The sequence below is a fragment of the Sphingobium sp. YBL2 genome, assembly GCF_000943805.1.
Classification (GTDB): domain Bacteria; phylum Pseudomonadota; class Alphaproteobacteria; order Sphingomonadales; family Sphingomonadaceae; genus Sphingobium; species Sphingobium fuliginis.
This window is the reverse complement of record NZ_CP010956.1, coordinates 72,998-86,357: the sequence shown is the minus strand read 5'-3', so window position 1 is coordinate 86,357 and position 13,360 is coordinate 72,998. Positions and strand designations below refer to the sequence as shown.

The window sequence follows — 13,360 nt, the reverse complement described above, 5'->3', positions numbered from 1 at the left end:
ACGCTCATATTATCTGGAGTGAAATCATGACGAACCGACGCAAATCCGAGCCTCCGGCTGCCGGACTCGACATAATCGCGGACTGCAAAGAATTCCTGGTCGATTATCTGACGGCCGCCTTTCCGGTGCGCCAGATGCGCACCTATACCGACGATAGCGGCACAGTGCGCTCGGAACCGATGATCGACGAAGCCGGGCAGCCGGTGCTGTGCCGGGAAGCGATCGCCATGCGCGACCAACTCCTCGAGCAACTCTGTGCGCTGCCGGTGGTCGGCTCGGCGCTCGATCACATCATCGGGCATTTCGGGACGGAGGCAGTGGCCGAGGTGACGGGTCGCAGCCGGCGGATCATCGTCGATGCCGACGGACGTCAGCGGATCGAACGGCGCAGCGCGCGCACGAACCTCGCGGAGACCGACATCTTCATGCGCGGCGAAAAGCGCATCCTGATCTTCTCCGACGCCGGCGGCACGGGGCGGAGCTACCACGCCAGCCTCGACGCGCCCAATCAGAGCCGTCGCATCCACTATCTGCTCGAGCCCGGTTGGCGCGCGGACGCGGCGATCCAGGGGCTGGGCCGCACGCACCGCACCCACCAAGCCTGCCCGCCCTTGTTTCGGCCCGTTTCCACCGATTGCCGCGGCGAACGGCGGTTCATCTCGACCATCGCCCGGCGCCTCGACAGCCTGGGTGCACTGACCCGTGGCCAACGCCAGACCGGCGGGCAGGGACTTTTCGACCCCCGCGACAATCTGGAGTCCGACTTCGCGCGGGAATCGCTCGACCAGTGGTTCCGCCTGCTGTTCCAGGCAAAGCTCCAATCGGTGCGCTTTGATCAATTCCAGTCGCTCACCGGTTTGAACCTGGCCGGGGAGGGTGGGGGGCTCACCGAGACCTTGCCCACGATCCAGCGGTGGTTGAACCGCATCCTGGCACTGCGCATCGACCTGCAGAACGCGATCTTCGACGAATATCTGGGCTTGATCGAAGCACGGGTGGAAAAGGCCCGCGAGGCTGGCACCCTCGACCTTGGCGTCGAAACGATCGCGGCCGACCGTATTTCGATCCTCGGCCGGACGGTGATCCGGCGCGATCCCGTGAGCGGCGCCGAAACCGAGATCCTGCGTATCGAAACGGAGGAGCGATATCGGCCGCTGACCCTGGAGCGAGCGCATTGGCTTCTGGCCGACCCGGAAGCGCGCGGGTTGATCAACCCGCGTTCCGGCAAGGCCGCCATTTGCCGGCCGACTTTCTCGCTGACGGACGAAGAGGGGCGGACCGTGCGCCGCTATGAGCTGGTGCGGCCGACGCGCACCGAACGGCACAGGCAGGACCTCTTCGCCGAAACCCATTGGACCGACGTGGACCGCGCGAGCTTCGACGAAGTCTGGCAGGCCGAATGCGAGGCGATGACCGCGCAGACGCGCACGCAGATCATCTATCTGGTCACCGGCCTGCTGCTCCCGGTCTGGGGCAAGCTGCCCGACGATCATGTCCAGGTCTGGCGGCTGACGAGCGATGACGGCCAGTCGCTTCTCGGGCGTCTTATTCCGGCGCCGCTGGTTGAGCGGATTGCCAGCGCATTCGGCATCTCGGCCCATGTCGAGATCGACCTCGGCGCGCGGGTCGAGCACGTCCGCACCTCGGGCGAGATCATGCCGATCGGAGCGCTGCGGCTGAAGCGCGCCTTGGTCGCCGGCGATCAACGCCTCGAATTGCTCGACTGGAAGCCCGAGGCGCTGCCTCATCTCAAGGCGGCGGGCTGCTTCACCGAGATCATCCAGCACCGCACGCGGCTGTTCGTTCCCCCGAGCCGCGCCCTCGAGATCCTCGCCAGGATCACGGACTGACCCGCGGCCGCGCCAAGCGACCGAAGAGAGGGGAGGGGGCCTTCGGCCGGGTGGGCCTGAGTGGCTCAAGCCGGCCGCCGAGGTCGGCGCAACCCTCGAAGGAGACAACCGATGATCCAGTCCGTGAAGGTCAAGAACCTCTCGCTCTCGAAGGACAATGTCCGCAAATCCAATCGCGATGCCGACCTCGACAGCCTCGCCGACAATATCGCCGCGCATGGCCTGTTGCAGAATCTCGTGGTCACGCCGCTCAAGAAGGCAGGACATTTCACCGTCAAGGCGGGTGGCCGCCGCTTGCGGGCGCTCCAGCGCCTGATCGATTCAGGGCGGCTTGCCGGGGACCATGAGGTTCAGGTGCTGGTGCTCGAGGATGATGCCGGATCGGCCGAAGCGAGCCTTGCCGAGAATTTCCACCGCGTCGCGATGAACCCGGCGGATGAGTGCTCGGCTTTCAAGCACTTCCTCGACAAGGGCGCGAGCGCCGAGGATGTGGCGAAACGCTTCGGCGTCACGACCCGCTTCGTCGAGCAGCGGGTACGGCTTGCCGAACTGGCTCCCGCAGTTTTCGCGGCGCTGGCGGCGGGCGAGATCACGCTGGGGGTCGCCCAGGCTTATGCCGTCACGCCCGACGTCGATCGCCAGGCCCGCGTGTTCGAGAGCATGAGCCGGTCCTATTATGGCGACAATCCCGACAATATCCGTCGTGCGCTCCTCAACGGGACGGTCAAGGCGACCGACGCCAAGGCACGGTTCGTCGGCCGCGACGCCTATGTCGGCGCGGGCGGCCGGATCGAGCGCGACCTGTTTGGCGAAGATGCGGACGAGAGCTGGATCGACGTGGAGCTCATCGAGCAGCTGGCCGCCCAGAAGCTTGAAGCGGCCGCGGAAGCGCTCGCTGCCGAACAGAAGCTGGCGTTCGTGACGCCGGTCCTCGCGACGCATGTGCCCTATGATATGGAGTGCCAGCTCCACGAATATCATCCGCCGCTGCGCGAATTGAGTGGGGACGAGCAGGAGCGTGTCGATAGTCTCTCGGATGAGGGCGACGCGCTCATCCGCGAACTGGAGACCGACCTCGAGGATGGCACGCCCGAGGCCGAGGCAGCGTCGGCGCGGCTCGCCGACATCGAGCGGGAACTCGATACGATCGAAGCGTCGCGCACGATGGTCGACGATGCGATCAAGGACCAGCTGGGCACCTTCATCTATCTGGCGCCCGATGGCAGTCCGCGGGTGCACAGCCGCATGTTCAGCGAGCGCGCCATTCGTCAGGCGGGCGAGGACGCAGAACCCGAAGCACCGTCCGGCAAGGTCGCGGCCTCCCGGCTCAGCGCGACGCTGGTTGACGAACTCGCGACCCAGCGCCGGCAGATCCTGGCGGCCCATGTCGCCTCGGATGCCGGGTTCGCGCTCGATCTCACGATATTCCTGATGGCGCACCGGACGGTGTTCGCCAGCAGCTATGTCCGGGACCACTCGACGCTGCAGGCGGCGGCCGCGAGCTTCCCGATCGCCAGCTTCCGCGATGAAGGCAGCGCGGCGAGCAATGTCCTGACCGAACAGCGCCAGGCGCTCGATGTGAGCTGGGCAGGCGGGAACACGCTGTCGTCCCGCTTCGATGCCTTCCGGCAACTGGATGAACAGGCGCGCGCCGATTGGCTCGCCCATGTTCTGGCGCAGACGCTCGAGCCGACACTCAACGTCGACGATGGCGGGCGCCGCAACGGCTTCCACGATCATCTCGGACGGCTGCTCGACATTGATGTCGCGCAATGGTGGCGGCCCGATGCCCAGAACTTCTTTGGGCGGGTGAAGAAGGACGTCATGCTCGAAGCGCTCGACGAAATCGGCGGGCCGGTGCTGCGCGGCCGATACAAGGACGCCAAGAAGGGTGACCTTGCCAATGCCTGCGCTGCGCTCTGTTCGGGGCAGGGCATCGTCGAGGCCGAAGTCCGGGAAAAGGCGCTTTCCTGGCTGCCCGACGAGATGCGGTTCGGCGGGATCGAAAAGCCCGAAAGCTTCCGGAGCTATTCCGCTTTCCTCAGCGATGAAGACGACAGCGACGGCGGGGCAGGGGAGATCGCCCGCGATGGCGATGCTGGCGACCTCGAACAGGCCGCCTGAGGCGAACGCCTAACGGCGGGCGGCGCTTTCGTGTCGCCCGCCGCCCTTCATCGGCGGCGCTGAGGCAGCCGCTTTTTCACGGAGTATCCACCATGACCCAATCATCGGGCCGGCCCTCGCCGGCCGAGACCATCACGCGCGCCATCATCGACCGGCTCGAGGCCGGTGTGCGTCCCTGGGTACGGCCCTGGCGATCATGCGCCGCGCAAGGGCGCCCGCTGCGCGCCAATGGCGAGCCCTATCGCGGCATGAACACCTTCTGGCTATGGCTGGCCGCCGAGCAGTGCGGCTATCGGTCCCGCCATTGGATGACCTACCGCCAGGCGCAGCAACTGGGCGGGCAAGTCCGCGCCGGCGAGCAGTCGCAATTTGCGATCTTCTACAAGGCCTATTCGAAGAAGGTCGATTCCTACGAACGTCCGGGTGAGCTCGTCGATGAGCAGCGCCGGGTCATGCGGTCCTATGCGGTCTTCAATGCCGACCAGATCGACGCACTGCCGGGCGATTTCTATCCCGAAGCCCTCTCCCTCGTCCCGCCGGGCGACCGGCTCGGTCCGCGGGCGGAGCGCTTCGTCGAACGGCTGCCCGCGCGGCTGCGATGTGGCGGCGATCGTGCTTATTACGATCTGCGCCAGGACGTCATCACCATGCCGCCGGTCGAGCAATTCGACACGCGCGCCGCCTGGGCAGCCACCCTCGCGCATGAGGCCGGCCACTGGACAGGCCATCCAGCCCGTCTCGCCCGATCGTTCGGGAAGCGCTTCGGCGATCACGCTTACGCCTTCGAGGAGTTGGCCGTGCGCCGTGTCGGCGCGAATATAGGAGTGAAGATATGTCTTCTGGATAGCTGGGAAAATCCATGCGTCCCCGACTTACCGGTGCCGGTGACGAACCGGCTGAAATCCCGAAAGGGGAACGGGACCATAGCATGTCGGGAAAAGGCCCAAACTGCCGAAACCATCGTAGGTCGGGCGGGTCATCGCAAGATGCGTACGGCGAAAGCTACACTGCCTGAACTCCAGTCCTCAGGGTTTTATCCTCGACAGCGGCGCAGCGATGGTTGCAGCGTCGCACCGCGCAGAAATCGGATCGCGATGAGGTCCGATATGAAGGGAGAGTGGCGACCGAGCACTCCCGGCCCAGCCAGCGCGGCCTGCCTGCCATCGGTGGGATCAAAGGGACGAACGGAGCGCCTAACCGCATCGCATCTCCTTGTTCGCGTAAACACGGGATCGCCTAAATGGGCGCGTCAGCGACCCACATGGCGACAGAGCCGCAATAATAGCCAAATGCCGGGAGTAATGCCCCGGACAGCCATTTTCGGATGGACGGCCACGGATGAAAGATGCCGGGCAACCGGTGTGGGAATCCTCACTGGTCGGGTGAAGGGCGGCAGTGCTTGCGAGACTGGTCAGCCAACAGGGTGGGCGTGCTGATGCTACCCGATACCTTGCAACGGCGACTGGAATCGATCCCAACCCTGTCGAGACAGGGCAAGCGGATCAACGGCTTGTCGCGTATGATGGCAGACCCGCTCCTGTGGGAGCAGGCCTATGCCGAGATCGCCTCCAATCGAGGCGCGCTCACGCCCGGCGTCACCGACGAAACGCTCGACGGATTCTCCCTAGAGCGGGTCGAACGGATCATCGGGCAAATCACAAACGGCAGCTACCGCTTCGCCCCCGTGCGTAGGGTCTTAATCCCAAAGGCCAACGGGAAAACACGCCCACTGGGCATCCCCACGGCCAGCGACAAACTGGTTCAGGCGGCGGTAAAGCTGCTGCTGGAACGCATATACGAGCCGGTGTTCTCGCCGCGCTCGCATGGCTTCCGGCGTGGCCGATCCTGCCATACCGCCCTTGAGAATATCAAGGACATCTGGACTGGTGTGAAATGGCTGGTGGACGTCGATGTTGTCGGGTTCTTCGACAATATCGACCACGGCATCCTGATCGACCTGCTTGAGCGGAAGATCGACGACAAGCGGTTCATCCGCCTGATCGAAGGGATGCTCAAGGCCGGTTACATGGAGGACTGGTCCTTCAACGCCACCTATAGCGGCACGCCGCAGGGTGGTGTCGTCTCACCGATCCTCGCTAACATCTACCTGCACGAACTGGATCAGTTCCTGACGGAGATGAAGGCGCGGTTCGACCGGGGCGAGCGGAGGGCTGAGAATCCGCGATACCGCAACCTTACCATTGGCATGTATAAACGTCGCCTCCGGGTCGAGAGGCTGCTGAGCGAAGGCCGAGAGGCCGAAGCGCAGGTGGTCCTCGCCAAGATCCGGGAGATGGAGACGGAACGCTCCACCATGCCGTCGAAGAACGGGCTCGACCCGAACTTCAAACGGCTATTGTTCTGCCGCTATGCCGATGACTTCATTATCGGCGTGATCGGCTCGAAGGCGGATGCCCGAGAGGTGATGGCACAGGTGACGGATTATCTCCGTCACCACCTTCGCCTCGAAGCGTCGCCGGAAAAGAGCAAGGTGAGCAAGGCGTCGAAGGGGACCATGTTCCTCGGCTACACGGTCATCACCGTGACCGGGAGCAGGGTCCGGCGGACGAAGCTGGGCAGGCGGGTCGTGCGTTCGCGCGACTGCGCAGACCGCATCCACCTCCGCGTCCCGCACGACAGGCTCGTGCGGTTCAATCAACGCAAGGGCTATGGTGACCTAGGGCGTCTGAAAGCGATGCACCGCCGGTATCTGGTCGACAGCTCGATGCTGGAGATCGTGCTGGCATACAACGCCGAGATGCGCGGGCTCGCCAACTATTACCGGTTGGCCTATGTCGCGAAGTTCAGCCTTCGCAAGCTGTGGTTCCTCTGGGAAACCAGCTTGTTGAAGACGCTGGCGTTCAAGCTGCGGCTGTCGGTCAATCAGGTCGCCCACCGTCTCAAGACACGGGATGGACTCGCCGTCCGCTTCAAGGTGGACGGAAAGGAACGGTCGGTTGCTGTCTTCAATCTAAAGCATATCGACCGGCTGCCGAACCTTGGGCCGAATGTTGATCGCTGGGCAGTCCCTCACTTCACGAAGGGGCGCTCGGACGTGATGGATCGGCTTCGGGCGAAGCAGTGCGAATACTGTGGCTCGACCGACAATCCGTGCGAGGTCCATCATAGCCGCCGACTGGCGGACGTGAAGGACACCCCGCTCTGGAAACAGGTCGCGGCGGCACGGCGGCGCAAGCGCGTCGTCCTCTGCCTGCCATGCCACAAGGCGCTCCACGCCGGGCAACTCAAGCCGCTCGATAGCGGCGACATGCAAGCACGGAGAGCCGGATGATGGGAAACTATCACGTCCGGTTCGGTGGGCGGGAGAGGCGTGTCCTCATCGAGGCGCGACCCTCCCGACCCAATGCCGAACTGACAGCGGCGCTGGTGGGGGCAGATGTGGGTCTCCCAACCACTCATCTCGACGATCACGCGGCTTATATTGGTTCCTGGCTCGACATCCTGCGCCGCGATAATCGCGCTCTGCTCACGGCGGCGGCGAGGGCCGAAGAAGCCGCCGGGTTTCTGCTGCGGGCAACCGATCTCGCTTGCGAGGATGATCTGGACGAGCAGGCGGCTGCTTGATCTCGCCATGTCGCCGATTGCACCATATCCATATATCCGCTATCGTGGATATATGGATAACGAATCTGTCATCGTCGCGTTGGGCGCGCTTGCCCAAGCCACGCGCCTCGACGCCTTCCGCCTTCTGGTGCGTCACGAACCCGAAGGCCTTCCTGCCGGCGAGGTCGCCAAGGCGCTGGATGTCCCGCAGAACACGATGTCGGTGCATTTGGCGACCCTGGCGCGTGCCGGCCTGGTCACATCCGAGCGGCGTAGCCGGATCATCAACTACCGCGCCGATCTCGATGCGCTCCGCTCCGTGATGCTGTTCCTCGTCAAGGACTGCTGTGGTGGCCGGGCCGAGCTCTGCCATCCACTTGCGGATGAACTGCTTGCCTGTCGTGCTGCCTGAAAGGACATCAACATGACTGATCGCCTGTTGAACGTACTGTTTCTTTGCACGGGCAATTCCGCCCGTTCCATCATGGCCGAGGCGATCCTCAGCCGTGAAGGGCTAGGCCGTTTCAAATCGTTCAGCGCCGGCAGCCAGCCCAAGGGCGAGGTCCATCCGTTCACCATTCATCTCTTGGAGAAGCTGAACTACGACGCAAGCCGGTTCCGCTCGAAGAGTTGGGAAGAGTTTTCCGGCCCCGATGCGCCGTCCTTGGATTTCGTGTTTACGGTCTGCGACAATGCCGCCAACGAGCTTTGCCCGGTTTGGCCGGGGCAGCCGCTGACCGCCAATTGGGGGTGCCCGATCCGGCCGCTATCGAGGACAGCGAAACGGTGCAGCACGCGGCCTTCTTCGATACTTACAGGATGCTGTTCAATCGCATCTCGCTGTTCACCAACCTGCCGTTCGAAGGCCTCGACAAGATGAGTCTGCAGAACCGGCTGAACCGGATCGGCAAGGAACAGGGCCACGCCGACCTCCCAAGCGAAAAGGTGCCGGGTGCATGAGCAATGCCGCAATCGATATCGTCATCTATCACAATCCCGAGTGTGGGACGTCGCGCAACACGCTGGCGATGATCCGCAACGCCGGGATCGAGCCGCATGTGATCGAATATCTCAAGACGCCGCCCAACCGCCCGCGCCTGGTTTCGCTCATCGCCCGCATGGGCATCAGCGCACGCCAGTTGCTCCGCGAGAAGGGCACGCCCTTCGCCGAGCTGGGTCTTGCCGATCCGACGCTCAGCGATGACCAGCTCATTGATGCGATGATCGAGCATCCGATCCTCATCAACCGGCCAATCGTTGTGTCGCCGCTCGGCGTGAAACTCTGCCGTCCATCGGAAGAGGTGCTCGATCTTCTCCCGTCCGCCCAGCGCGGGGCTTTCACCAAGGAAGATGGCGAGCAGGTCATCGACGCCGCCGGCAAGAGGATCGGGGCGTGAACGCGACCGTTGCGGCACGACCCAAGCCGGCGATCAACAGCTTCGAACGCTATTTGAGCGTCTGGGTGGCGCTCTGCATCGCTGTCGGCATCGCGCTCGGCTATTCGCTGCCGAATCTGTTCGCAGCCATCGCATCGGCCGAGATCGCGCGCGTGAACCTGGTCGTGGCTGTGCTGATCTGGCTGATGATCGTCCCCATGCTGCTCAAGATCGACCTCGGCGCGTTGGGGTCGGTTCGCCAACACTGGAAGGGCGTCGGCGTCACCCTCTTCATCAACTGGGCGGTGAAGCCCTTTTCAATGGCGCTGCTCGGCACGCTGTTCCTGGGATGGCTCTTCCGGCCGCTGCTGCCGCAGGGCGAGATCAACGCCTATATCGCGGGCCTCATCCTGCTGGCGGCAGCTCCCTGTACAGCGATGGTGTTCGTCTGGTCGAACCTGTGCGACGGCGAGCCGACCTATACGCTGAGCCAAGTCGCGCTCAACGACGTGATCATGGTCTTCGCCTTCGCGCCGCTCGTCGGACTGCTGCTAGGCGTCGCCTCGATCACAGTGCCCTGGGACACGCTGCTTATCTCGGTCCTGCTCTATATCGTCGTGCCCGTCATCGTCGCGCAGGTCATCCGTCGGGCGCTGCTATCGTCAGGCGGGCAGCCGGCGCTCGATAGGCTGCTGGCGACGCTCGGGCCGCTGTCGCTGGTTGCGCTGCTGACGACGCTCGTCCTCCTGTTCGGCTTCCAAGGCCCAGCGATCCTTGCTCATCCGCTGGTCATCGCACTGATTGCCATTCCCATCCTCATCCAGGTCTACTTCAATGCGGGCCTGGCCTATTGGCTCAGCCGGCGCTTCGGCGTTGCCTGGTGCGTCGCCGCTCCGGCCGCGCTGATCGGCGCGTCCAATTTCTTCGAGCTCGCGGTTGCAGCCGCGATCAGCCTGTTCGGCCTCAATTCCGGGGCCGCGCTCGCGACTGTCGTGGGCGTCCTGGTCGAGGTGCCGGTAATGCTGTCTGTCGTCAGCATCGTGAAGAAGACGCGGCCTTGGTACGAGCAACGTGTTCCTGCATGATCGCTACACTACTGGATCCCAAGTCGCTTTCCGACCTGATGGCGGAGCTGAGTGCGGCGGGTCTGCCTGCCAGCGATCTCGCCGAGGCGGGACGCCGCTTCTTTCGGTTCGAGGATGATGTTGGCATTGTCGGTTATGGCGAGATCGAAGGCGACGGCTCCGACCGCCTGCTGCGCTCGCTGGTCGTGAGGGCCGATCGGCGCGGATGCGGATTGGGCGGTGCCATTCTCACGGCGGTCGAACGCGCTGCCGCGGATGAGGGCGCGACTAGCCTGTACCTGCTCACCACGACCGCCGAGCCTTTCTTTCGCCGTCACGGCTATGAAACAGCCGAACGGACCGACGTTCCTGCCGTCATCGCGCAATCGGCCGAGTTCCGATCGCTATGCCCGGCCAGCGCCGCCCTTTTGTACAAATGGATCGCCTGATGTCGCGTCTTCGTATCCTTCCCGAACCCGATCACATGCCCGCGCTGGACCGCGCAATGATCCGGACCGATCTCGCCGCCGGGCTCGGCGCGCTTGAGCCGAAACCTCGCATCCTCCTCCTCTACGGCTCGCTGCGCGAGCGGTCGTTCAGTCGTTTCGCGGTCGAGGAAGCGGCCCGGCTTCTCATCCTCTTCGGCGCCGAAGTGCGGATCTTCGATCCGTCCGATCTCCCGCTCCCCGACCAGATCAAGGACGATGACCACCCGGCAGTGCATGAGCTTCGCGAGCATGCGCTCTGGTCCGAAGGCATGGTCTGGTGCAGCCCCGAGCGGCACGGCCAGATCACCGGCATCATGAAAGCCCAGATCGACCATTTGCCGCTCGAATTCGGCGGCATGCGTCCGACCCAGGGCCGGACCCTGGCAGTCATGCAGGTTTCGGGCGGATCACAGTCGTTCAACGCGGTCAACACGTTGCGGCTGCTCGGGCGGTGGATGCGCATGTTCACCATCCCCAACCAGTCAAGCATCGCGATGGCGTTCAAGGAGTTCGACGAGGACGGCCGTCTCAGAGCCTCAAGCTATTATGACCGGATCGTCGACGTCATGGAGGAGCTGGTGCGCTTCACGGTGCTGACACGTAGCCATGCCGATCAGCTCGTGGACCGCTATTCGGAACGCAAGGCGGCAGCCGCCAAGCGCGACGCGGCACAATATCTGGCCTCACGGTCGACGGCCTGACGGCCGGGCTCTTCCGACGCGGCGAGCGTGGATGCCGCTTTGTCCCTGTCGGGAGCCCGGTTCGCGGGAGCCCTTTCTTTAGGCTTCTCCGCGCCATGAATGCCTGACGCGACAGGGCCTTCGCGCCTTTCGCCAGAGGATGCGGCACATGGGCCATCGCGCTGGCGGCGGCAACCCGAACGGCCCGGCCGTGTTGGCGCGCCGAGGCGCGCCTGCCCGCACCACCCGGACCTTATCGGGTTCCCCTTGGGCGTTGCCCGGCGGTGCCGCCGCCGCTTTTTCGATGGCCCGGAGGGTGCGCATCCGGCGGGAAGGCCGCCGGCCCTGCGACACGGAAAGGCAATCCCTCATGACCAGCTCCCTTTCAGCAGTGCTCCAAGCACTCGAACTCGGCCATCTCGACCTAACGGGCGACCAACGCTCGATCGAAGCGCCGCCACCGGCCGAGGCGCTCGAACAGACCGTCAGCGCCATCTGGAGCGATCTCTTCGCGCTCTTCCCCTTCACCGCGCTCGAACGCGACATCGAGGATCTGGGCTGGGGCTTCGTCAATCTCTTTCACCGCGCGGCCGCCAAGAAGCATCAGCTGATCGACCGCCTGACCGACGAGATCCGGCTCCTGCTCGCCGAGCAGGACGGGTCGGAGATCGCGACCGCCGATCTCGAGGACAAGATCGATCTCGCCCGCAAGGTCGAGCAGTCCGCCCAGGCCTATGAGGGGATGCGCGACACCGCGGCGCGCCACTATCTGCACGAGACCGGTCGCTCTTGGGTGCCCGCGACCGGCAACCGCATCTCGCTCGGCACGACCGCTGCGATCGTCGATGGCCGGGCCTATTTGCAGGCGCGGCGCGAGCGGGTGCGCGATGCCAATATGGTCCATGGCACGCCCGTGGTCTTCGCCGGCGGGCGCCTTCGCTTCGCCAGCGATGACGAGGCTAAGCAGTTTGCCGACAATCTGCTGCGGACCCTCAAGGCCGTGCGCGAGCGTGTGGGCGACATGTATCTCGTCCATGGCGGCGACATGAAGGGCATCGAGCGTCTTGCAGCATCCTGGGCCGAGCAGAACGGCATCCAGCAGCTGCGGTTCGGCCTTGATCGCAAGCTCGGCGATCGTGCCGGCTTCCGGCGCAACGAGCAGATGCTCTCGGTCAAGCCGCGCTACATCATCGCCTTCCAGGGCAACGGCGTCACCGAAAGGCTGGTAATTGAGGCCAAGGCGCGCGGCATCCATGTCGTCGATCGCCGCGGACCGCTCGGAACGCCGCCGGCGGCTTTATCCCGCGGCTGACCGCCGTGCCGGCCGCTTCGGCGGCCGGCTTTTCTCAATCTCACGAATGCCGGTGCCGGAGGGGAGGGGGCGGGGTGGATGCGTCCCTTGTTCCCTTTCGGAGGTTCCGCATCATGTTCATGCCCGATCGCGCCAGTGTGTGCGTGCTCCTTGCCTTCCGCGCCGCGCATGGCCGCCACTGGAATGCGAAGCTGCTGTCGTTATGGTCGACAGGCCGCGATGTGGACGAAGCTGATGGCGCCTGCCTGCGGCATCTGCGCAACCGGGCGGGTCCCTCCTGGCTCCGCCAACTGACGCCGCGCCGCTGGCGCGCGATCGAAAGATTGGCGGCGCCCGGCGATCCGGTGCTTGCAGCCGTGTTTCTCGATCGTGCGCGCGCGTTTCATCGCGGCGCGCAGATTGGCGCATCTATTGCGCTTGCGCCGACACTGCACTCGCTCGCGATCTCCTGCGAACTGGGTTTGAAGGCGCATCTTTTGGGTCATGGCTGGACGGACGATGCGCTGGTCCGCGATATCCGTCATGACCTTGTCCGCGCCCTCGACGAGGCGCGGCAGCTAGGCCTGCCGGCGCCCGGTCGTCCGCTGACCGATTTCATCAAGAGCCTCGGCCCGGCCTATGCTGTGCATCGGATCGACGCGCTGGTGGCAGGTGGCTATGCCTGCGACATCGGCGCCGTGCTTTGCGAGACCACGCAGCTCCTCGATGCTGTGGCGGCCTGCCTGAGCCCAGCCATGCCAGGCGCCGCCACCTTGCCCACCTCCTCCTCATCCCCCTCCGCGTGATTGTGCAACGGACATCATGTCGAGCCCGCGAGAGGCCATGCGAAGGATCTACAATCCCGTCCTGCGGCTCAAGGGACGGGCAGATAAGGCACGGGCGTAAGGTCCGCGAGATGCCGG

Annotated in this window: 12 protein-coding genes and 1 pseudogene; all 13 read left to right on the top strand. The window is 64.6% G+C overall.

Annotated features, from left to right (window positions below; all coding sequences use genetic code 11):
• The first annotated feature begins 134 nt into the window (after positions 1–134).
• The 13 genes and pseudogenes from TZ53_RS22810 (at position 135) to TZ53_RS22750 (ending at position 13,243) form a co-directional block, all read left to right on the top strand.
• Positions 135–1,850, top strand: coding sequence for a strawberry notch C-terminal domain-containing protein (locus tag TZ53_RS22810; protein ID WP_443216150.1), 1,716 nt, complete (start codon positions 135–137; stop codon positions 1,848–1,850).
• A 111-nt stretch (positions 1,851–1,961) separates the two neighbouring features.
• The gene (locus tag TZ53_RS22805) at positions 1,962–3,974 is read left to right on the top strand and encodes a ParB/RepB/Spo0J family partition protein (RefSeq protein ID WP_044663242.1); all 2,013 of its coding nucleotides are present in this window, start codon (positions 1,962–1,964) and stop codon (positions 3,972–3,974) included.
• A 92-nt stretch (positions 3,975–4,066) separates the two neighbouring features.
• On the top strand, positions 4,067–5,410 hold the full coding sequence (locus TZ53_RS27645) for an ArdC family protein (RefSeq protein WP_238320186.1): 1,344 nt from the start codon (positions 4,067–4,069) through the stop codon (positions 5,408–5,410).
• Complete coding sequence (locus TZ53_RS22795) at positions 5,374–7,266, top strand: reverse transcriptase domain-containing protein (RefSeq protein WP_238320047.1); 1,893 nt, start codon at positions 5,374–5,376, stop codon at positions 7,264–7,266. Before TZ53_RS27645 ends, TZ53_RS22795 begins: the two co-directional genes overlap by 37 nt.
• Entirely contained in the window at positions 7,263–7,559 is a 297-nt protein-coding gene (locus TZ53_RS22790; protein ID WP_238320185.1) for a zincin-like metallopeptidase domain-containing protein, read from the top strand. The genes TZ53_RS22795 and TZ53_RS22790 overlap by 4 nt, the downstream gene beginning before the upstream one ends.
• Positions 7,560–7,611: 52 nt before the next feature.
• The gene (locus TZ53_RS22785) at positions 7,612–7,950 is read left to right on the top strand and encodes an ArsR/SmtB family transcription factor (protein WP_013849891.1); all 339 of its coding nucleotides are present in this window, start codon (positions 7,612–7,614) and stop codon (positions 7,948–7,950) included.
• Between the two features lie 12 nt (positions 7,951–7,962).
• Positions 7,963–8,498 (top strand): annotated as a pseudogene (locus TZ53_RS22780) (arsenate reductase ArsC).
• Positions 8,495–8,935 carry an arsenate reductase (glutaredoxin) gene (gene arsC, locus TZ53_RS22775; RefSeq protein ID WP_007688073.1) on the top strand — a complete coding sequence of 147 codons (441 nt, stop codon included), beginning with the start codon at positions 8,495–8,497 and terminating at the stop codon, positions 8,933–8,935. The pseudogene TZ53_RS22780 and the gene arsC overlap by 4 nt, the downstream one beginning before the upstream one ends.
• Entirely contained in the window at positions 8,932–9,999 is a 1,068-nt protein-coding gene (gene arsB, locus TZ53_RS22770) for an ACR3 family arsenite efflux transporter (protein WP_044663239.1), read from the top strand. Before arsC ends, arsB begins: the two co-directional genes overlap by 4 nt.
• Complete coding sequence (gene arsN2, locus TZ53_RS22765; protein ID WP_044663238.1) at positions 9,996–10,427, top strand: arsenic resistance N-acetyltransferase ArsN2; 432 nt, start codon at positions 9,996–9,998, stop codon at positions 10,425–10,427. The genes arsB and arsN2 overlap by 4 nt, the downstream gene beginning before the upstream one ends.
• Entirely contained in the window at positions 10,427–11,167 is a 741-nt protein-coding gene (gene arsH, locus TZ53_RS22760; RefSeq protein ID WP_044663237.1) for an arsenical resistance protein ArsH, read from the top strand. Before arsN2 ends, arsH begins: the two co-directional genes overlap by 1 nt.
• Positions 11,168–11,516: 349 nt before the next feature.
• The gene (locus TZ53_RS22755) at positions 11,517–12,458 is read left to right on the top strand and encodes a DUF2493 domain-containing protein (RefSeq protein ID WP_031291054.1); all 942 of its coding nucleotides are present in this window, start codon (positions 11,517–11,519) and stop codon (positions 12,456–12,458) included.
• A gap of 113 nt (positions 12,459–12,571) precedes the next feature.
• Entirely contained in the window at positions 12,572–13,243 is a 672-nt protein-coding gene (locus TZ53_RS22750) for a hypothetical protein (RefSeq protein ID WP_031291055.1), read from the top strand.
• The last annotated feature ends 117 nt before the right edge of the window (positions 13,244–13,360 follow it).